This window comes from Hydrocarboniclastica marina, from assembly GCF_004851605.1.
In the GTDB taxonomy this organism is placed as follows: domain Bacteria; phylum Pseudomonadota; class Gammaproteobacteria; order Pseudomonadales; family Oleiphilaceae; genus Hydrocarboniclastica; species Hydrocarboniclastica marina.
The window spans coordinates 651019-671230 of record NZ_CP031093.1; the positions used below are offsets into that span (position 1 = coordinate 651019).

A 20212-nucleotide genomic window follows, 5' to 3' on the forward strand; every position below is an offset into this window, starting at 1 on the left:
ATTTCGCCGGTTGCAGATCGGTACTATAGTTAGGGCAGTATCCAACAGGTGCCGGGCAAAACGCGGCATCCGAAATCAAGGCACGTCAAAGCGCCTGATCCAAGAGTTTTCAGTTATGCATTTTTCTTTTCGCGGCAGAGACAGCGAAGGCAGCCTGCAGGAAGGTTTTCTGGAAGCCATGAGCCAGGATGCTGCCGCCAATGAGCTGATGCAGCGGGGCATTACACCACTGGCGATATCGGAACAGGCCAAGCGCGAGTCGCTGGGCAGCCGGCTGGAACACTTGCCCCTGTTCCGCAAGCCCGTCTCCCTGGATGAACTGATCGTTTTCTGTCGCCAGATGCATGCGTTAACGCGGGCCGGCATTCCCATCATTCGCGTTTTACGTGGGCTGGCCGACACGGCGCGGTCGCCGGTCATGACTGAAACGTTGGACGACCTCGCGGCGCGACTGGAAGCCGGAAACGGGTTGGCCGTGGCGATGCAGAGCCACAAGAAGGTTTTTTCGGACCTCTTTATTGCCATGGTCCATGTCGGCGAGAACACAGGCGAACTCGACGCAGCCTTCAAACAGCTGTCCCACATTCTTGAATTGGAACGGGATACCAAACGCCGGGTCAAACAGGCCCTACGCTACCCGACGTTTGTTCTTTTCGCGGTATTGGGCGCGCTGCTGGTCGTTAACTTCCTGGTTATACCCAAGTTTGCCAGCGTCTTTGACAAACTCGGTGCTGACCTGCCGTTCCTGACCCAGGTGCTGGTCGCCACATCCGACTTCCTGATCGCATTCTGGCCGGCCATGCTGGTGCTGACACTCGGCGGCTGGTTTGGCTTCAAAGCCTGGACCCGTACCGAGCAGGGGCAGACCACCTTCGACCGCTACAAATTGCGCCTGCCCATCATAGGCACGCTGCTGGAACAGATTACCCTGAGCCGCTTTTCCCGCAACTTTGCCAATACCCTCGCGGCGGGCATGCCGATCACAACGGCGCTGACCGTGACTGCGGATGCGACGGATAACGCCTGGATCAGCAGCCACATACGTGGCATGCGCACTGGCATCGAGCGGGGCGACAGCCTGCTGCGCACGGCCCGCCACTCCGAAATGTTCACGCCGCTGATTCTGCAGATGATTGCGGTCGGCGAGGAGACAGGTTCGGTGGACGATATGCTGGTCAATGTCGCCGATTTCTACGACGAAGAAGTGGACTACTCCCTCAAACGCCTGGCGGACGCCATCGAGCCGATTCTCATCGTCGTCATGGGTATCCTCGTGCTGGTACTGGCCCTGGGCGTTTTTCTGCCTATCTGGGACCTGGGCGCCGCGGCCCTCGGGCGAAGCTGATTGCACACCGCGGGCATGCCTTTCCGGTTCAACTCAACGTTATGAAAACGCGAGCCAGCCGACGAGCAGGCGCTTTCATAACTGTGGCGGCATGGCTTTGACGCCGCTTGCGGACGCCGCACTCGGTTACAACATTTTTCCTTTTAAAACTCGCGAAATCCCTGGCCTTGACCATACTTACAAAAAAGCAATCTATTTTGATCCCGGAGCGAATTAATGAGTAAGCAACAAGGCTTTACCCTGATTGAACTGGTTATGGTCATCGTCATTCTTGGCATTCTGTCGGCGTTTGCTCTGCCCCGGTTTGCCAATCTGGGCACTGAAGCTCGTGCCGCGACCATGCAGGGTGTGCTGGGCTCGGTTCGGTCGGCCAGTGCCATCAGCTACTCGGCATGTCTGGTGAGCTCGGGCTGCAGTGAATCAGCGGCAACCGGTCAATCGGTAACTCTGGAAGGCCAGCCTATCGCCCTGGCCTACGGCTACCCGACAACGGCATCTATCCTTACTGCGGCCCAGATTGCTTCGGCCGATTTCGAGATAGCTACGGCTGGTACCATTGCGGCCAAAAATGCCTCGGGTACCTGCGAAGTAACCTACGCAGCGCCGACAGCGGTTAACACGTCGCCTGCAATCGCCATCGACGTCAGCGGCTGCTGATTCCGAACAGACGACTAACGCCGGGCCAGCCACGCGCTGGCAGACCCGGCGCTCCAGAACAGAAACCTCGCCCTCTTCTGAGGGCGGTTTTCATAGAGAAACCAAACCTGATCCGGGAGGCTCATGACGCATCGACCTCTCAAGCACCGCGTCATGGCGGGCTTTACGCTGATAGAGCTCGTCATGGTAATGATCCTGGTCGGTGTTACCGCCGCTCTCGGTGTTGGTCTCTTCACCGGACGATCGGCATTCAGCCCGCTTCTTGCAGCCCAACAACTCGCCTCTGCCACGACCCTTGCCCAGCAGGCGGCGCTGGCCGGAAATCCTGCCAATACCCTGACCATTGCTGAAACGAATGATGTTTTCCGTTTTACCGTAGGCGCTGCCACGGGTCACCCCCGCGTTTTCGAGATTGCCCGAGAAGGAGCGAGCCTCGCGGTCGCTGGAGGCCTGCCCCATACCCTGACGTTCAACCCATCAGGCGCGCCAGCAGGTGGGGGCAACACCCAATTTACCGTCAGCGGGCAAAGCAACTATCCGATATGCCTTAGCTCTCTCGGTGCCGTGTACCCGGGAACCTGTCAGCCGTGACAAACCCAAGGGCGACACCGCGCCACCAGCATGGCACGACGCTGATTGAACTGGTCATGACCATCATGATCATCGGTATCGCTATTGCCGGTGTGGTGGGCGCCTTTTCGCTGGCCAGTCAACGCAGTGCAGATCCGTTGATTCAGTCACAGGCTGTTGAGTTGGCCCAGCTGTACATGGACGAGATCCTCGCGAAAAAGTACGACGACGCTACCCCGCAGGGAGGAACGCCAAAATACAGTGGAAGCTGCTCAATCGGCCCGAACGGCGAAGACCGTGCCAGCTTCGATGACGTAGACGACTATCACAATCCCGACGTTAGCCCGCCGGCTAATGCTGAAGGCGTGCTTTCCCGTTACCAGGGCTTCAGCGTCAGCATATCGGTAAGTTGCGCCGGGGCTGATCTGGGACTGGCCGCTTCTGAGGCCAAGCGGGTGGATTTGTCGATCTCCACACCGAACGGGCAGACGCTGGTCTTTACGGCTTACCGGGTGAACTTCTGATGGACCGGGCGCGGGGTTTTACGCTTGTCGAACTGGTTATGGTCATCATGCTGATGTCCATTGTAGCCACGGTCTCTGTGACTTTTATTGGCCAGGCAGCACGTGGCGTCATCGATACCGGCGCGAGGCAACAACGTGCCCTCGCGGGAATAGTGATCAGTGAGCGGCTGACCCGGGAGCTGCGCGAAGCCCTGCCAAACTCCCTCAGGGCCAATGGCGCCTGTATCGAATGGATGCCTATTGTCGCGGCGTCGACCTATGAAGGCCTGCCAACAGCTGCGTCTCCCGCCTCATTTCAGGCTGTGGCCCTGCCGGGCGGCAGCAGTGCCTCAGGCAGAGTCGCGATCTACGGCTATGGACGGGACCTGTACAACTACGCCAATCCCGGGCCGCTCTCCCCCCCGGCGTCAGTGGCAGCGGGTTCGCCTTTGGTCCCGGTGACGTTTGACTCAGGCCTGACTCACCGCTTCAACACCCGATCGCCAAACCAGAGATTTTACCTTGTGACCGACCCGGTGACGCTCTGCCAGTCTGGACAATACCTCTACCGCTACAAGAATTATGGCCTTCAACCCGGGCTCGGAGACAGCCTGCCGACAGCTATGCCTGGTCGGGAAGTGGTCGCCGCCGGACTTGAAGCCAGCTCCGTGGCCTTTCGGGTAACCCCCGCGACGCTCAAGCGAAACGCGGTAGTCGCTTTTGACTTCACCCTGGCGGATGTCGCCACAGGCGAAAAATTCTCTGTCAGTCAGGAGGTACAGGTTCGCAATGTACCCTGACCGCTCTCCTCACCGCCAGCAGGGCGCGGGTCTTCCCGTGGCCATTTTCGTTGTTACGGCTCTGGCGCTGATAGTCGTGGGAATGACCCAACTTCAGGAAAGCTCAAGCTTGTCCATCGGCTACCAGGTTCAGTCCCAACGTGCTTTCTTTGCGGCGGAAAGCGGCGCTCAGGTCGGCGTGGCCCGCGTGCTGCAGGATGAAAGCTGCGGCACTTTCCCGGCGACAACGACATTCGCTGCAGGCGGGTTGGCACGCTGTACAGCGAGTCTCAGTTGCGAAGCTTTACAGGCGGATATCAAAGGCGACAGTGCGCTCGAGACGGTCTACACGCTGACTAGCCAGGGGCAGTGCGGCTCAGGTGCAGATTATGCCGAGCGGACCGTGGAGGTGCGGGTACAATGAGGCAGCAAGGGCTCCGTCACCGTATGTTCTGGCTTCTCCTGGCTGCAAGCCTTTCGCTCGTTGTGGAAGCTGACACGCAGGTCAGAACCTACACCACCCCGGGTACCCATTCATTTACCGCACCTGCGTTTGTTTCCCAGCTAACCGTGGAGGTCTGGGGCGGCGGAGGTCGTGGTGACGGTTTTTACGGGGGCGGAGGTGGCGGTGGTGCCTACGCGCGCTCGGACTTTAACGTCTCTGCCGGGGCGGTGTTCAGCCTGAGAGTGGGGGGCGGCAGCGTCAGTAACTCTCCTGGTGAAGACAGCTGGTTCAGCAGCGCCACCATGCTGATGGCCAAAGGCGGCAACAGTACGAACAGGCGGACCGGTGCAAGCGGTGGGGCTGCGGCTGACAGCATAGGCAGCATTCGCTACAGCGGTGGTAACGGCACTTCGGGCAGCCCGGGCCTGTTTGGGCTGTTGGCCTATGGCGGCGGCGCAGGATCTTCGGCTGGTATTGCCTCAAACGGCACGAACGGCTCTTATGAGTACGGCGGAACCGCTCCGGCTGGTGGTGGGAACGGTGGCACCGGGGCAGGCACGTTCCTGATCCTGTTCGGCGGCGCCGGGGAGCCCGGCTATTCGCCAGGCGGTGGCGGTGGCGGGGGCTCCACGCTAGGCGGTGGCCGGGGCGGAAACGGCCGGGTGCGAATTACCTACGTAAGGCCTGACATCCATCACTTTGAACTCAGCCACTCCGGCAGTGGCCTGACCTGTCGCGCTGAGCCGATAACGGTGCGCGCCTGTTCAGACGCAGCTTGTTCAACGACCTTCAATGATGCAGTAACGGTTGCGCTCTCCCCCGGTGGCTGGGTCGGGGGTAGTACCGTCGCTTTCTCAGGCGGGCAGGCGACCGTGCCGCTAAGAAAGGCGAGCGCTGGGTTTCTGACATTGGGTGTCACGTCTTCCTCGCCCCAGGCCGGCAACCTGCAGACCCTCTGCCGGGCCGGCGGCGGCTCGGCCTCGACCGCCGCCTGTACCCTGGAGTTTCATAACTCGAAACTCGAATATTCAGTGCCCGATGTGGTTGCCGCCAAAGACTCTGCAGCGTTCAAGATCAGTGCGATTGCAACCGATCCCGCGACGTCGGCCTGCGTACCCGCGTTCTCCAACGTTACGCAACCGGTCAGCTTCTGGACGATACATGAGAATCCTGCTGGTGTTGACCTTACGGCAACGCCGGGTATCGCAGTGAACGGTGAGACAACCGGGGTTGGGATCGGCGGCGCCACTGACATTGACCTCGTGTTTGACGCCCAAGGACAAGCCTCAGTGGCAGTTAATTACCCCGAAGCCGGCCAGGTTCAGCTTGTTTCAGTTTACCGCGGCGACTCAAGTCGCGGGGATGAAGGGCTGGTGATGCTCGGCTACGACAGTTTTATCAGCACTCCCGCCGGCTTTTGTATTGAAGCGCCCGATCCGCGCTCAAGCTGCAGCACCACGGCGCTGGCGGACTGTACCGTCCTGGCGGAAGCCGGCGAGCCGTTTGAGCTGAGAGCGCGTGCGGTGGCCTGGCAGGCGGACGGCGAGACTGGTGCGGAATTTTGTGCTGGCAACCCCACCACGACCAATTTTCGCCACACCGGGCTGACCCTCGGCCACACTCTGGTAGCGCCCGCCGGCGGCTCTGCCGGGACGCTGGCCGTGGCCAGCGCGGCTTTCACAAGCGCCGGTGCAGGCACGAGCATTCTCGACCAGGCGGTTAGCGAGGTAGGGGTCTTCCGCTTCCGGACGAACGCGGGCGAAACATACCTGGGGCGCGGTTTACCGGCGGCTGAGAGCGCCGCAATCGGGCGTTTCACTCCCGCGAACTTCCTTGTCACTGTACCTGACGCCGGTGAGTTAGAAGCCTTCTGCGACGCAGGCACTGCATTCACTTATATCGGCCAGCCTATTCAGTGGTCTCTGCTGCCGGAAATCTGGATTACGGCTCGAAACCGTGCCGGCACTCCCACGCTGAACTACATCGACGACTTTCAGAAACTGAGCGTTAATGACATCACTCGCCTATGGCCTGACAGCGACAACGCCCAGGCTCTTACCGACGGTTCGGGCAATCTGGCGGTTACCCACGAGGCAGGGGCAGAGAGCCTTGAGCTGCTTACACCGGGCACAATGAGCTTCAACTTCTCGATCATGGATGAGCTGGTCTTCACCAAACTGAATACCGCGAAAGTGGCCCCGTTTGAGCCTCAGCTGACATTTGGGCTGGAACCGTTCAGTGACGCTGACGGCGTCGCCCCGTCTCTGCCACTACCCGATATAAGCCCTGGCAGTGACTTCCTGTTGGGTTTCGGCCGACTCTATCTCGAAAACGTATCCGGGCCCGAGAATATTGATGAGCTGCTGATGCCATTCCAGACCCAGTACTGGGACGGGAATCGGTTTGTGACCAACAGTGTCGATGACTGTACCGCCTGGGCAACTACTGACATTGCTTACAGCGGCAGCCATGGTTCCATGAACCCCGGTTCCGGGTTTGTCACGGCGGGTGTGGGCAGCGGCCTGGCCCTCGTCCCCGCTGGGACCCAGGGCACGGACACGGCAACCTGGACTGTGCCCGTCTGGCTGCAGGACGACTGGGATGGAGACGGTGTACTGGACAACCCCCAAGGCCTGGCTACCTTCGGCGTACACCGTGGTCACGACCGCATCCTCTACTGGCGTGAAGCCCCTTAGGCCAACCCTTGGCGCCGACTGCAGCTTATGTTCAAGGTGATGAGCTGAACCGCGGCAGGGCGGCTTGCCATGACGTACCGGGAAGCCAGGAACCGGGCTTCGCGTCCCTGACTCCTGAGAAGGCCGTCTGTTCTAATCCTCCAGATCTTCTGCAGCGGCACTCTCCATATCCAGCTCCTTGATCTTTCGAGTCAGTGTATTTCTACCCCATCCGAGTAACTGCGCGCCATCTCTGCGCCGTCCACCGGTGTGTTTGAGCGCAGTCTCGATCATGACCCGCTCGAACTCGGGTATTGCCGTATCGAGAATGCCCTGCTTGCCTCGTTTCAACTCCAGCTCCGCCCAATTCCGTAAGCCTTCCTGCCAGGTCTGGCCCGTTACCGGCGCCTCATCCTGGGCCATGAGTTCGGGCGGCAGGTCGGAGATATGGATTTCGCGTCCGCTGGCCATGACTGTCAGCCAACGGCAGGTGTTCTCCAACTGCCGCACGTTACCGGGCCAGGGCAGGGTGCTCAGGTACTCTTCGGTGTCGGGGCGCAGCACTTTGGGCTCAACCGATAACTCCTTGGCAGCCGCCTTGAGGAAGTACTGCATCAGGCGGGGAATATCCTCCCGACGTTCGGCCAGTTTCGGCAGGTGCACACGAATGACGTTGAGCCGGTGAAACAGATCCTCGCGGAAAGAGCCGGCTTCAACCAGCTTCTCCAGGTTCTGGTGAGTCGCCGCTATGATACGAACGTCCGCCCGTATCGCTGTGGTCCCACCTACACGGTAGAACTCGCTGTCTGCCAAAACCCGCAGCAGCCGGGTTTGGGTGTCCGCCGGCATGTCGCCAATCTCATCGAGAAACAACGTGCCGCCATTGGCTTGCTCGAACCGACCCTGTCTTAGAGCGCCCGCGCCGGTAAAGGCGCCCTTCTCGTGGCCGAACAGCTCGGACTCGATCAGGTCTTTGGGAATCGCCGCCATGTTCAGGGCAATAAATGCCGATTTTGCCCGGGGGCTATGGTTGTGCAGGGCCCGGGCTACAAGCTCTTTGCCGGTGCCGCTTTCGCCGTTGATCAGCACGGTTATATTCGAATGCGATAGGCGACCAATGGCGCGGAAGACCTCCTGCATGGCCGGTGCTTCGCCGATAATCTCTGTCGTGTCAGCACGCTCGCCCTTGGCGGGCTCGTGGTGGGCGCGCTGCTCATGGCTGTGGGCGACCGCTCGCTTGACCAGGCTGACGGCATCATCAACATCGAAGGGCTTGGGCAGGTACTCAAAGGCACCGGTCTGGTACGACGATACCGCACTCTCCAGATCCGAATGAGCTGTCATGATTATGACTGGCAGCCCTGGGTGTCGCTCGACGATCTGCGATAACAATTCGATGCCATCAATACCGGGCATCCGGATATCGCTGATGATGGCGTCAGGTCGCTCATGTTCGAGGTGGCGCATGACATCATCGCCGTTCTCGAAAGCCCGGGGATTCATCTGTGCCTGGCTCAGGGCACGGTCCAGCACCCAGCGGATGCTGCGGTCATCATCAATGATCCAGACGTTGGCGGTTTCGGTCATGCCGGTGGCTCCAGAGGAATGAAGATTATAAAGTTTGTACGTCCCGGGCTGCTTTCGCACTCCACCAGGCCGTGGTGCTGACCAATAATGCTTTGGGTGATTGCCAGCCCCAGGCCGGTGCCGTTGGCGCGCCCGCTGATCATGGGGTAAAAGACGTTCTGGAGAAGATCCGCAGGAATTCCCGGGCCGTTGTCGATGATATCTACCCGGACAACAAGACGGTGCCGGTTCTGGCCAATGGTGAACTGCCTCAGCGCTCGGGTGCGAAACAGAATACGCGGCTCATGTGCCGGCGGCTTCTGATGGGCCAAAGCTTCAAGCGCGTTGCGCGCAACATTGAGGAACGCCTGGATAAGCTGGGCTTTATCGCCTAGAAACTCGGGTAGCGAGACGTCGTAATCCCGGGCGAACTGCACCGTGCCTTTACTCTCTGCTTCGAGCAGGGTGCGGACGCGCTCCAGCACTTCGTGAATATTCGCGCTTGCCATCTGCGGCGCCTTGTTGGGGCCGAGCATCCGGTCTACCAGTGCCCGCAGACGGTCCGCTTCCTCGATGATGACCCGGGTATAGTCCTTGAGGCCCTGGGAGTCCAGTTCCCGGTCCAGCAGTTGAGCAGCACCCCGTATCCCGCCGAGGGGGTTCTTGATCTCATGAGCCATGCCACGGACCAGGATGCGGGTAGTCTCTTGCTGGTGCAGCAGTTCCTCTTCGCGGGTTATACGCAGCAGGCGGTCGCGGGGTTGAATCTCCATCAGCAGCGCAGCGGCGTCGTCAGGAAAAGGCGAGATCGAGTAGTCCGCTCTGACACGGGTGCCGCTCGAGAGCATGAACTCCGCCTCGCGGCGGGTGAAGGGATGCCCACTGACGACGCTTTCCTGCAGTGTCTGAAGCGCCTCATCAGTCTCGATAAAGAGGTCGGTTACGGGCGCATCCTGGATCCGCTTGCCGCTGACTTCAAACAGCATTTCAGCGGCGGGATTGATATAGATTACCCGCAGCCTCCGGTCCAGCAGGAGGACAGCGGTCGAGAGGTTCTCGAGCATTCGTTTAAAAAAGGGAGCTCGCTTCATCAATGCCTCATGTATGGAGGAGACTCATCCTGGAGTGCCTTGCCTGAACCTGCACGCTACTCAGCCCGCACGCGACCCGCGAAGGAGGCAATTGCAGGGCTGGGCCAGCGGCAGCACCAATGGACAGCCACCAGTGCAGATTGTTTTGCAAAAACTGAACCAATTGAAAGCACGGGCTGTTTTTTCTGACATGTGCTCATAAGGTCCCTGTTTGCAGCGCCAGCGGCGGGGCCTGCAGCGCATGCGGTGACGGGCTGAGCGCTAGCCGCGCCATACTGGGTCGCTGGCGTCACTCAAAGGGGGCGCTTGCACCATAGTAGTGCATCAGGGGTTCTGCGTCAGAAATAACAAGGAGGGAAGCGCGCTAGGGGTCGTAGCTCGGCTTGCACCGGCGCGCAAGGAAAAGCTAGTTCAGCACGGAAGGTCTATGGACAGTGAAGGTTATGGATTCGCCTGTTTCGACAACGTCCCCATCACGAGCGAGAACGCGCACGGTAGCAGTATGTGTGCCCCTGTCTATGTGGTTGACCTCAAAGCGGCCCGACTGGTTAGTCCCGAGGGATTGGCCATCCAGAAGCACCTCAAAGCGGTGGCTTTCGTCGAGTTGGGGACTGGCCGCTACGCTCATGACGATGTTGCCACTACCACTCCAGAAAGCGGACTCGTTCTGGGGCTCATTAAACTCGACAAGGTTGTAGCTGCTCCGCGGTTCCGCGTCTTGCCGGACAGCGTCAGCTGCTTGCTGAAGGTTTTCTTCCGTCAATCGTCCCCGGGGCATTTCAATCGTCGGCACTTCACGTACCTCGATTTTCTCCGCCTTTTCCATTCCAGCCGGGGGCTCATCGGTAAACACGACGTTGCCGTTTTTGTCCTTGTACCGGAACACTTCCGCCGTCACGGCAGAGGAGAACAGGGCAGAGGACACCAGGGCAGACAGAAGGAACAGGATGACCAGGCGCATGGAAACTCCTTGGGCGCGTTTATTCGCATCCTGAGTATTGTAAGAGTTGAGTGCGAATGCAACCAGCGTGTACGCCAGAGACGAAAAAGCCCCGCATGAGAGCGGGGCTTGAACGTTGCCGGGGACGTCAGAATGTGACCAGGCGACAACTGAGACGCAGCAGCTGTATTCCCAGCCGCAGTTTCTTTAGCAGCTGTAGTACAACTCGAACTCAACCGGGTGTGTGGTCATGTTCAGGCGCTCGATCTCGGTGCGCTTGAGGTCAATGTAGCCGCCGATCATGTCCTCGGTGAAAACACCACCGCGGGTCAGGAACTCATGGTCCGCTTCCAGACGCTCGATCGCTTCCTGCAGGGTTTCAGCCACGGTCGGGATGTTTTTGGCTTCTTCTTTCGGCAGGTCGTACAGATCCTTGTCCATGGCATCGCCAGGGTGGATCTTGTTCTGGATGCCGTCGAGGCCAGCCATCATCATGGCCGCGAACGCCAGGTAAGGGTTAGAGGACGCATCGGGGAATCGTACCTCGACACGACGGCCCTTCGGGCTCGACACGTAGGGGATACGGATTGACGCGGAACGGTTGCGAGCAGAGTAAGCCAGCATGACCGGTGCTTCGAAACCAGGTACCAGACGCTTGTAGGAGTTGGTAGAAGCGTTGGTGAACGCGTTCAGCGTCTTGGCGTGCTTGATGATACCGCCGATGTAATACAGGGCGATCTCGCTCAGGCCAGCATAGCCGTCACCGGCGAAAATATTCTTTCCGTCTTTCTGCAGGGACATGTGCACGTGCATGCCGGAACCGTTGTCGCCAACGATGGGCTTGGGCATGAATGTCGCTGTCTTGCCGTAGGCATGAGCCACGTTATGTACACAGTACTTCAGAATCTGGACTTCATCAGCCTTCTTGACCAGGGTGTTGGCGCCAACGCCGATCTCACACTGCCCCGCAGTACCCACTTCGTGGTGGTGTACTTCGATAACCAGGCCCATGGACTCCATAGCCGCACACATCGCGCCGCGGAGGTCGTGCAGGGAGTCAACCGGTGGTACGGGGAAGTAGCCGCCTTTGACACCTGGACGGTGACCGATGTTGTTGCGCTCGAAGTCTTCGCCAGATACCCAGGATGCTTCTTCTGAGTAGATTTCGTGGCGCGCGCCGCTGATACCGATATCCCACTTGACCGAGTCAAATACGAAGAATTCGGGTTCCGGGCCAAACAGGGCGCTGTCAGCGATGCCGGTAGACTTGAGGTACTCTTCCGCGCGACGTGCCACGGAGCGTGGATCACGCTCGTAACCCTGCATGGTCGACGGCTCGACGATGTCACAGGTGATATTAAGGGTTGTTTCTTCGGTGAAAGGGTCGATAACAGAGGTGCTGTCATCGGGCATCAGGATCATGTCGGATTCGTTGATGCCTTTCCAGCCGGAAATTGAAGAACCGTCGAACATCTTGCCGTCGGCGAAAAATTCGTCATCGATTTCGTGGTGAGGAATGGTGACGTGTTGTTCTTTACCGCGACTGTCAGTGAAGCGCAGGTCAACCCACTTGACTTCGTGTTCTTTAATCAGGTCCAGAGTCTTAGACATGTTTTACCCCGTTGGCATGGTCATTTAAGGCCGGTTGCACCGGCTTACAGCTAGCTGCAGGTCCAGGCAATCCACAATTCGTTATCGGGCCTCAGTCAGGGACTGGGCGCCAAGAATTACGGCAGCATATCAAAAGCCATTCGTAGCTGCGCGCAGATTTTTCCGGGCATAGGCCCGAGGACTTCCCGGATCGGCTTGCGCTTTCTCGGTGCAAGTAGCTTGCCAAATACCTGAACTCAGCACGGGCTGGTGCAAACTGCTGATGATTCACTGGTTTGCTATTTGTACGGCACGCAAGGATGGCTTGTATTGCTCTAAAATGGTGCATAAAAAAGTCATGGCGCACAAGTTTGGGGCGGTCTCATGGGTTTGCTTCGTTTCTGGTGGGCCCGGCCAGGCGCGCTTTGCAGTACATAAATTAAGCTTATCTACGGGTTTCCTAATAAGGTATACTGCGCCTCCTTTTTCTTCCGGCCAGTGCTTCTACGGGCCGGACCACCGTGTTTCAGGACCTTTCTGTGATTGAGAAACTCCGTAATATCGCCATTATCGCCCACGTTGACCATGGCAAGACGACCCTGGTTGACAAACTTCTCCAGCAATCCGGCACCCTTGACCGTAAGTCTTCCGGGACCGAGCGCGTCATGGACTCAAACGATCAGGAGAAGGAACGCGGCATTACGATCCTGGCGAAAAATACGGCGATCAGTTGGAACGACTACCGTATCAATATTGTCGACACCCCGGGCCACGCCGATTTTGGTGGCGAGGTGGAGCGGGTCATGTCAATGGTTGACTCGGTTCTGCTGCTGGTGGACGCCGTCGACGGCCCCATGCCGCAGACGCGCTTTGTAACCCAGAAAGCGTTCGACAGCGGTCTTCGGCCGATCCTCGTGGTGAACAAGGTCGACCGTCCCGGTGCTCGTCCGGACTGGGTGATCGGCGAGGTTTTCGACCTGTTCGACTCTCTGGGTGCAACCGAGGAGCAACTGGATTTCCCGGTCATCTATGCGTCGGCCCTCAACGGCATTGCAGGCATGGACGTGAACGAAATGGCGGAAGACATGACGCCACTGTTCCAGATGATCGTCGACAATGTGCCCGTACCCAATGTTGACCGCGAAGGTCCGCTGCAGATGCAGGTTTCTTCCCTCGATTATGACCCTTACGTCGGGGTTATCGGAATCGGCCGAATCAAGCGCGGCAAGATGATTGCAGGCAAGCCTGTCGCTATCGTCGACCGGGACGGTAACAAGCGCAACGGCAGGATACTGGAAATAAAGGGCTATAACGGGCTCGACCGCGTTTCCGTACCGGAGGCCAGCGCCGGCGACATCGTCTGCATCACCGGTATTGATGAGCTCTTTATCTCAGATACAATCTGCGCCCCTGACACGCCTGAGGCTATGCCCCCTTTGACCGTCGACGAGCCGACCGTGACCATGACATTCCAGGTCAACGACTCGCCGTTCGCTGGCCGGGATGGCAAGTTTGTCACCAGTCGCAATATCCGCGAGAGGCTCGATCAGGAGCTCCTGCACAATGTTGCGTTGCGCGTGGAGCAGGGCGAATCAGCCGAGAAGTTTGTGGTCTCCGGTCGCGGTGAGCTGCACCTGTCGGTACTGATCGAGAACATGCGCCGGGAAGGTTTCGAGCTGGGCGTGTCTCGTCCCGAGGTCGTGACCCGGGAAGTCAACGGCGAGAAAGAAGAGCCGTACGAGATGGTGGTTGCGGACGTTGAAGAGCAGCACCAGGGCGCACTGATGGAAGAAATGGGTTACCGCCGTGCTGAGATCAAGAACATGGTGCCGGACGGTCGTGGCCGGGTGCGTATGGACTTCATCATGCCGGCACGGGGGCTGATCGGCTTCCGGTCAACCTTCCTGACCATGACGTCCGGCTCCGGGATACTGACCCACATCTTTGACCATTGGGGACCCGTTAAGGGCGGCGCCATCGAGCACCGCAAGAACGGTGTTCTGGTGTCCATGGTCAATGGCAAGGCGCTGGGCTATTCCCTCTTTACACTGCAGGAGCGCGGCCGCCTGATGATCACGCCGGGCACCGAGATCTACGAAGGTATGATCATCGGTATCCACAACCGGGACAACGATCTGGTTGTCAACGCTACAAAAGGCAAGCAGCTGACCAACGTGCGGGCCTCCGGTACGGATGAGAACATCGTGCTCACCCCGGCCATTCGCATGACGCTGGAGCAGGCTCTGGAGTTTATCGACGATGACGAGCTGGTCGAGGTAACGCCAGCCCACATTCGCGTGCGTAAAAAGCTCCTCACGGAAAATCTGCGTAAGCGCGCCAATAAGGGCTGATATTCAAAGGCCCTGACTGGTAGCAAGAAGTGTTTCTGCTAAACCCGCCCTGATCTTCGATCACGGCGGGTTTTCTGTTTGAAAAGGGACGCTTCGGGCCGGGGCTTTCAACGTCTTATAGATTCCATTAGAGTGCGGAGAGGCCGCAACGACAAGGATTCATACCGCCGTGCTAACGCTATTTCCAGAGATAAACTGTTTTGCGACCCACCGGCTGGATGTTGGGGATGGCCATGAAATCCATATAGAAGAGGCCGGTAATCCCGACGGTATTCCCGTGCTCTTTGTCCACGGCGGCCCGGGCAGCGGGTGTGAAGATTACCACCGCCGCTTTTTCGATGCGGAACGATACCACATCATTCTCTTTGACCAGCGTGGAGCCGGGCGGTCCACGCCGCTGGCGTCGCTGGCGGCCAATACAACCCAGCATCTTATCGCAGACATGGAAAGCATAAGACAGTTGCTGGGCATTGACCGCTGGCTTCTGTTCGGTGGCAGTTGGGGCTCGACCCTGAGCCTGGTCTATGCTCAGGAATACCCCGAGCGCACGCTGGGATTGATCCTCCGGGGCATTTTTCTATGCCGACCAGAGGACTTCCACTGGTTCTACCAGGACGGCGCCAGCCGCGTTTTCCCCGACTACTGGGAAGACTTCATTGCGCCCATACCTGCCGATGAGCGCGGTGATCTCATGGCGGCGTATCACCGCCGACTGACCAGTGAAAATGAGCTGGAACAGATTCAGGCCGCCAAGGCGTGGTCCATCTGGGAAGGGCGGTGCGCCACCCTGCAGCCGAATCCCAAAGTGGTCGAACGTTTCGGGCATCCGCATACTGCCATTTCCCTGGCGCGGATCGAGTGCCACTACTTTATGAATCAGGCTTTTCTGGAACCGAATCAGATTGTTGCGCAGGCGCATCGGCTACAGGATATTCCTGGGATCATTGTCCACGGCCGATACGACATGGTTTGCCCTCTGGACAACGCGGTCGCGCTCTACGAAGCCTGGCCCGGGGCTGAACTGATCATTATCCGCGAGGCCGGTCATGCAGCGAGCGAGCCGGGCATTGTCGATGCCCTCGTCCGTGCGGCAGACACCATGAGCGAACGTTTCGGGCCAGAGTTCTCATTGTCGTGACTGGATCTTCACTGCCGCATGAGATGCTGCTGGTGCCAGTCCAATGAAGGGGCTTCTGCAACGGGTCAGTTCTGCAAGCGTCGAAGTCGCAGGTAAGCGTATTGCTGCCATTGGCCCTGGGTTGCTGGTTTTTCTGGGCGTCGAGCGAGACGACGCCAAAGCGCAGGTTGATACACTGCTAAACCGCATCCTTTGCTACCGCTTGTTCGCCGATGAGTCTGGGCGAATGAACCTCAGTGTTCAGGACTGTGAAGGCGCGCTCCTGGTCGTGCCTCAGTTTACGCTCGCTGCAGACACCCGGCGTGGCCGACGGCCAAGTTTCAGCCCTGCCGCCGACCCGGCCACTAGCGAGCGCCTGTTTCAAGACTTCCTGCAGTCGGCCGGCCAGGTGCTCCCACCCGCACGCCTTCAAAGTGGCCAGTTCGGTGCTGACATGCAGGTCTCACTCGTAAATAACGGCCCCGTGACCTTCCTGCTTGAAAGCTAAGTTTTCGCCCCGCCACGGCACCGCAAACCACATCGCCTTCTTTGTAACCGCTCTGTAATGTAAGCCTGATTTAATCAGCGCCAACTTGATAGGACTGCTTCAGCACTGTCCTGCGACTTTTTGGTGCAGGGCCGGGCTGAGCCGAAGCCCACAGGGGCCAACGCTTTAGACCAACGTCAAGTAGCTATGCGCCGAGGTTGTGCTAACGTGCACTAGGGTGGAACGTTGTCGGAAAGTTAATAATGGGCTGGTTGTAGCCAACTATCTGAGTTGCTTAAGAAATAAGTATTTCGGCGCGACTATTGATTGCTCCGGCTTCAGCAAAGTTGGAATGACAGTTACAAAAAATCACCTGTCTGATTTGCAATACTCCGAATCCTGTATTAAAACGTACTTATCATTAAAAACTTTAACTAGCGGGCGTAACTGATTGATAAAAGGTTGGCGATAGTTTGATGCTATCGCCTGGTGAAACCTGAAGATGGCCATGGCATGAATTGCTGATCCATCATTCAGCTCCAGTAACCTTTGCAAATAGTAATACTTGTGACATATTTCCAACCGATTGGACTCACTTGTGCGTTCGATAAAGAAAAACAACGGGTTGAACCCGCGGCCAAACCTGAGCTAACTCAAAGAAGGAAGACGTAAAAATGAAAAAGACTCTACTCGCTACGGCCATCGCTGCTGTCGCTTTTTCCGGTTCTGTAATGGCACAGACCTCCGGCACAGCTCCGAGCGCTGACAGCCGCGCGGATGAACTGGCGGCACGCATCGACTCGATGCCCGAAGTTTACGGCAACATTCAGTTCGCAGTTGTACACCAGAATGTTGAGGACGGTAGCTCATCGATCGGTCATTACGACAACGGTTCAACCATCGGTGTAAAGCACAGCCACCAGATCACCTCGGGACTGGAAGGTTTTTTCAAAGCTGAGCTGGAATTTAATGCCGACGACAAAGCCGACAATGATGGCCTGAACGCGTTTGACGAAGCTTATATTGGTGTCAGGGGAGATCAATTCGGTCAGCTGTGGGTGGGTTCCGATGACTCCACCTATGAGCGTGCGATTGACGAAATTGCCAACTACTTCGAATACGCTGCTATGAATATCGGTGGTTCTTACGAGACAGGTGAAGGCGACCTGATCCAGTACATGACCCCTTCATTCAGCGGTTTGAAGTTGCACGCAGCAGTACAGTTCAACGGTGACGGCGACGCCCGCACCGGCGGCGAAAAGAGCTACCCCTACCAGATCGCCGCGACCTACGAAATAGATGCCCTTGAGCTGGCTGTGGCGATGGACTCGAACGACGGTAACACCACGTACTCCAAGTCTGTGCCGTCGAACAGCAATGAGAATACCTACGGCCTGCGTGCCAGCTACGACCTGGATGACCTGCGTATCACCGGTCAATATCAGACTCGTGGCGACTTTTACGACTCATATGGCGTTTTTGCTGCATACAGCATGGGGCCCAACGTTTTCGCTGCTGCTGTAGAGCAGATCAGCTATGACGAAGCTGACGAAGTCGATGGAACCGTCCTGACGGTTCAGGCGCTGCACAACCTGTCCAGCAACATGTACCTGTATGTTGAAGGCTACTACGGAACGGGCGACGATGACTTCGCCGGCACTGGCTCAGACGGTGCGCAAGATGTCGCTGTCGGTGGTGTCTACTACTTCTAATCTGAGGCTTCGGCCCAGAACAGACGTAGTCTGAAGAGAAACCGCTGCCCCTCGGGGCGGCGGTTTTTTATTGGTCGGTTTAAAGTGCAGAGAGGAGAAGAGATGGCGCGCGAGCAGGAAGTTAAGTTGAGTGTGCTGGGCCAAAACTGGACCGCTATCGAAGGGTGGCTTGCCCTGTCTGCAGCAGCGCCGGTAGCCACCGATACGCTCAGGAACACCTACTTTGATACCGCTGACGGCCTACTGAATCAGCAGCGAATCGCCCTCCGGATCCGCCAGGCCGATGGGTCGTGGACGCAGACTCTCAAAACCAAGGGCGCGACTGCCCGCGGCGTTCATGATCGCCAGGAGTGGGACTGGCCGGTTAGGGGCCTGGCGCTCGATTTCGAGGCTCTGGGCAGTTCCCCGATCGCCAGAATCGCTGAGCAGGGAGCACTGCAACCCGTGTTTTCGACGGATTTTGAGCGTAAAACCTGGCTCTGGCGCGACGGCAACGATGAGGTCGAAGTGGCTTTGGACCGCGGGGCTGTCAGGGCTGGCGTGCAGCAAGCACCCCTGTTTGAAGTGGAACTGGAGCTCAAAGGCGGCAGCGCTCTAAGGTTAATGGAGCAGGCCCAGTCCCTTAGTGAGAAATGCGCGGTTTTTCTGAACCCGGTGAGCAAGGCCGAGCAGGGTTACTGGTTGGCTGGGCTCTATCAACCGTCCACGGCTGTGGTTAAGGACGAGCCGCCCCTGGATGTCTGGTTTCGAGCCCTGGGCTATTTTTGGCTGACCGGCAGGGCAGAGTTTTTGTCCTGTGCAACAGAATCACTGGCGCGTGTGCGCGAAGATACAGATATGCAGAGCCTGCTTGACCCCCAGCGGTGGCGGCGGCTGGAAACATTCCTCTCCGGCTTGGTCGCCGGCACTCCTGAGAATGTGCGGGCCCAGCTTTTGGCTGAACCGGTTCTGGGTCAGTGTCAGCTTGCGCTGGCCCGTGGATAGGAAAGGCAAAGAGACGCCCAATCGCAGCCGCTGGCGTTGTAGGGTGGGCACCGCCCACCAAGTGTGCCGGATCGGCTGGACCAAACTGTGTTGCAGTTGGCCTGGTGCGCGATGCGGCACCCTACGAGCGAGCTGTGGGCGTTACAAGCCGATTCACCCTTTGCTCTATAAAACTCCGGTCTTAACGAGAAATCTCAGCTATGGGTGCTTTTTCTTCCGTGCCGTGCCATTTGCGAATAAACCCGCGGTAAAGTTCCAGTGCCTGCTCCATGTCCGCGTCGGTCGGGGGTGTGCCGGTTCTTACCAAAACGATCAAGCCAATGCCGGTCACTTCTTCATTGGCTGGCGGGTGGCAGACAACTTCCCTATCCTCGGATATATAGGCCAGCGCGGTACCGTAGTCAGCCCGGATGAGCGCACAGACGATATCTGACCAGGTCAGGCCTTTGAGCGCGACGGTGTATCGGTGCGCGTGGTCGTTTTCCTGGTTGAAAAGATCTTCCAGCACTTTCTCGGAGCCCGGTGCTACCAGAGCGCGTACAAGAATTTCGGGGTAAGTCCTGACGGGACGAAGGACCGAGCCGACTTTCAGGCGGCCGAAACGTTCACGGTTATCATCGCGCACGCACTCCACCACGACGCGAGAGGCAAGTTGGAATTCGCTCAGGCGGTGGACGATGTCAAAGGTCAGGCTGTCGGATATCGGATCGGCCTCATCATAGGCCAGCACAATAATATGTCGGGCATCGGCTGCGTAGACTGACTTCAGATCTTCAGGATTGTCCCCCGTACCCTGGTATTGGGTGACGCCGAGATCGGACAGTCCCCGGGGTAGACCCTGGGGGAAACGGCTGGTCAGAATCTGGACGGGCGTCGAGCGGTACTCGTCAGTCGCCCGGAGCTGTCTGATCACGCGGCTGAAATACTGAACGCTGCCATCCTGGGGCGCATTGATGAAAACGATGTGATTTTTCATGGGAAATCTCCATTGGCCCGTGCGGATGCGCTCTCTGCGATAAAAACGGAATTCAACGTAGTCGCTGACTATCAGCGCGACAATGGTAATAGCGCCGACGTAGATCAATAGGATTGTCGCCAAACGTCCAGCCAGCGTTACGGGCGTAATGTCTCCGTACCCGACCGTCATCAAGGTGGTCAAGGAAAGCCACACGGCATCCAGCAGGGGCAGGCCTTCAAGCACGACCATCAAGCCCATATGGAGCAGGACCGCGAAGAGCAGGATTGCGAGCAGCCGGCGGATCCGGCCCTTGACGACACGGCTGGCGGGCAGTTCGCCGACATGGCCGTCGCCGATCATCAGGTTGCTCTTGCGGTTGAGCATGAGGAAATGATCCTTGGATGGAGCGGCGTCGCCGCTTCGGTGTGCGCCAGCTTATGGT

Annotated in this window: 17 protein-coding genes; 12 read left to right on the top strand and 5 right to left on the bottom strand. The window is 58.3% G+C overall.

The window, feature by feature from the left end:
• The first annotated feature begins 115 nt into the window (after positions 1 to 115).
• From soil367_RS03025 to soil367_RS03055, 7 genes are all read left to right on the top strand, one after another.
• Entirely contained in the window at positions 116 to 1345 is a 1230-nt protein-coding gene (locus tag soil367_RS03025; protein WP_136546763.1) for a type II secretion system F family protein, read from the top strand.
• A gap of 216 nt (positions 1346 to 1561) precedes the next feature.
• Positions 1562 to 2002, top strand: coding sequence for a type II secretion system protein (locus soil367_RS19085; RefSeq protein WP_136546765.1), 441 nt, complete (start codon positions 1562 to 1564; stop codon positions 2000 to 2002).
• A 123-nt stretch (positions 2003 to 2125) separates the two neighbouring features.
• Positions 2126 to 2593 (top strand): type II secretion system protein, encoded by a 468-nt coding sequence (locus soil367_RS03035; RefSeq protein ID WP_136546767.1) that lies wholly within the window; start codon positions 2126 to 2128, stop codon positions 2591 to 2593.
• Positions 2590 to 3096, top strand: a complete 507-nt coding sequence (locus tag soil367_RS03040; RefSeq protein WP_246065488.1) for a type IV pilus modification PilV family protein — start codon at positions 2590 to 2592, stop codon at positions 3094 to 3096. Before soil367_RS03035 ends, soil367_RS03040 begins: the two co-directional genes overlap by 4 nt.
• Complete coding sequence (locus soil367_RS03045; RefSeq protein ID WP_136546769.1) at positions 3096 to 3875, top strand: PulJ/GspJ family protein; 780 nt, start codon at positions 3096 to 3098, stop codon at positions 3873 to 3875. Before soil367_RS03040 ends, soil367_RS03045 begins: the two co-directional genes overlap by 1 nt.
• Positions 3865 to 4278, top strand: coding sequence for a pilus assembly PilX N-terminal domain-containing protein (locus tag soil367_RS03050; RefSeq protein WP_136546771.1), 414 nt, complete (start codon positions 3865 to 3867; stop codon positions 4276 to 4278). The genes soil367_RS03045 and soil367_RS03050 overlap by 11 nt, the downstream gene beginning before the upstream one ends.
• Positions 4275 to 6995: a DUF6701 domain-containing protein gene (locus soil367_RS03055; protein ID WP_136546773.1), complete on the top strand. Its 2721-nt coding sequence runs from the start codon at positions 4275 to 4277 to the stop codon at positions 6993 to 6995. The genes soil367_RS03050 and soil367_RS03055 overlap by 4 nt, the downstream gene beginning before the upstream one ends.
• A 132-nt stretch (positions 6996 to 7127) precedes the next feature.
• Here the strand turns inward: soil367_RS03055 and glnG are convergent, their stop codons facing one another.
• The 4 genes from glnG to glnA all read right to left on the bottom strand — a co-directional run bounded on the left by glnG (position 7128) and on the right by glnA (position 12182).
• Positions 7128 to 8561 carry a nitrogen regulation protein NR(I) gene (gene glnG, locus soil367_RS03060; protein ID WP_136546775.1) on the bottom strand — a complete coding sequence of 478 codons (1434 nt, stop codon included), beginning with the start codon at positions 8559 to 8561 and terminating at the stop codon, positions 7128 to 7130.
• Positions 8558 to 9631, bottom strand: coding sequence for a nitrogen regulation protein NR(II) (gene glnL / locus soil367_RS03065; RefSeq protein ID WP_136546777.1), 1074 nt, complete (start codon positions 9629 to 9631; stop codon positions 8558 to 8560). The genes glnG and glnL overlap by 4 nt, the downstream gene beginning before the upstream one ends.
• Before the next feature lie 406 nt (positions 9632 to 10037).
• Positions 10038 to 10592 carry a DUF4124 domain-containing protein gene (locus tag soil367_RS03070; protein WP_136546779.1) on the bottom strand — a complete coding sequence of 185 codons (555 nt, stop codon included), beginning with the start codon at positions 10590 to 10592 and terminating at the stop codon, positions 10038 to 10040.
• A 186-nt stretch (positions 10593 to 10778) separates the two neighbouring features.
• Entirely contained in the window at positions 10779 to 12182 is a 1404-nt protein-coding gene (glnA, locus tag soil367_RS03075) for a glutamate--ammonia ligase (RefSeq protein ID WP_136546781.1), read from the bottom strand.
• Positions 12183 to 12700: 518 nt separating this feature from the next.
• Between glnA and typA the strand changes: the two genes are divergently transcribed.
• From typA to soil367_RS03100, 5 genes are all read left to right on the top strand, one after another.
• Positions 12701 to 14512 carry a translational GTPase TypA gene (typA, locus tag soil367_RS03080; RefSeq protein ID WP_136546782.1) on the top strand — a complete coding sequence of 604 codons (1812 nt, stop codon included), beginning with the start codon at positions 12701 to 12703 and terminating at the stop codon, positions 14510 to 14512.
• A gap of 169 nt (positions 14513 to 14681) precedes the next feature.
• Positions 14682 to 15650, top strand: a complete 969-nt coding sequence (pip, locus tag soil367_RS03085; protein ID WP_136546785.1) for a prolyl aminopeptidase — start codon at positions 14682 to 14684, stop codon at positions 15648 to 15650.
• A gap of 43 nt (positions 15651 to 15693) precedes the next feature.
• A complete protein-coding gene (gene dtd, locus soil367_RS03090; RefSeq protein ID WP_136546787.1) occupies positions 15694 to 16137 on the top strand; it encodes a D-aminoacyl-tRNA deacylase in 444 nt (147 codons plus the stop codon).
• Positions 16138 to 16790: 653 nt separating this feature from the next.
• Positions 16791 to 17828: a porin gene (locus tag soil367_RS03095; RefSeq protein WP_136546789.1), complete on the top strand. Its 1038-nt coding sequence runs from the start codon at positions 16791 to 16793 to the stop codon at positions 17826 to 17828.
• Between the two features lie 102 nt (positions 17829 to 17930).
• Positions 17931 to 18812, top strand: a complete 882-nt coding sequence (locus soil367_RS03100; RefSeq protein ID WP_136546791.1) for a CYTH domain-containing protein — start codon at positions 17931 to 17933, stop codon at positions 18810 to 18812.
• 181 nt (positions 18813 to 18993) lie between these two features.
• Here the strand turns inward: soil367_RS03100 and soil367_RS03105 are convergent, their stop codons facing one another.
• Complete coding sequence (locus soil367_RS03105) at positions 18994 to 20154, bottom strand: potassium channel family protein (protein WP_136546793.1); 1161 nt, start codon at positions 20152 to 20154, stop codon at positions 18994 to 18996.
• Positions 20155 to 20212: the final 58 nt, after the last annotated feature.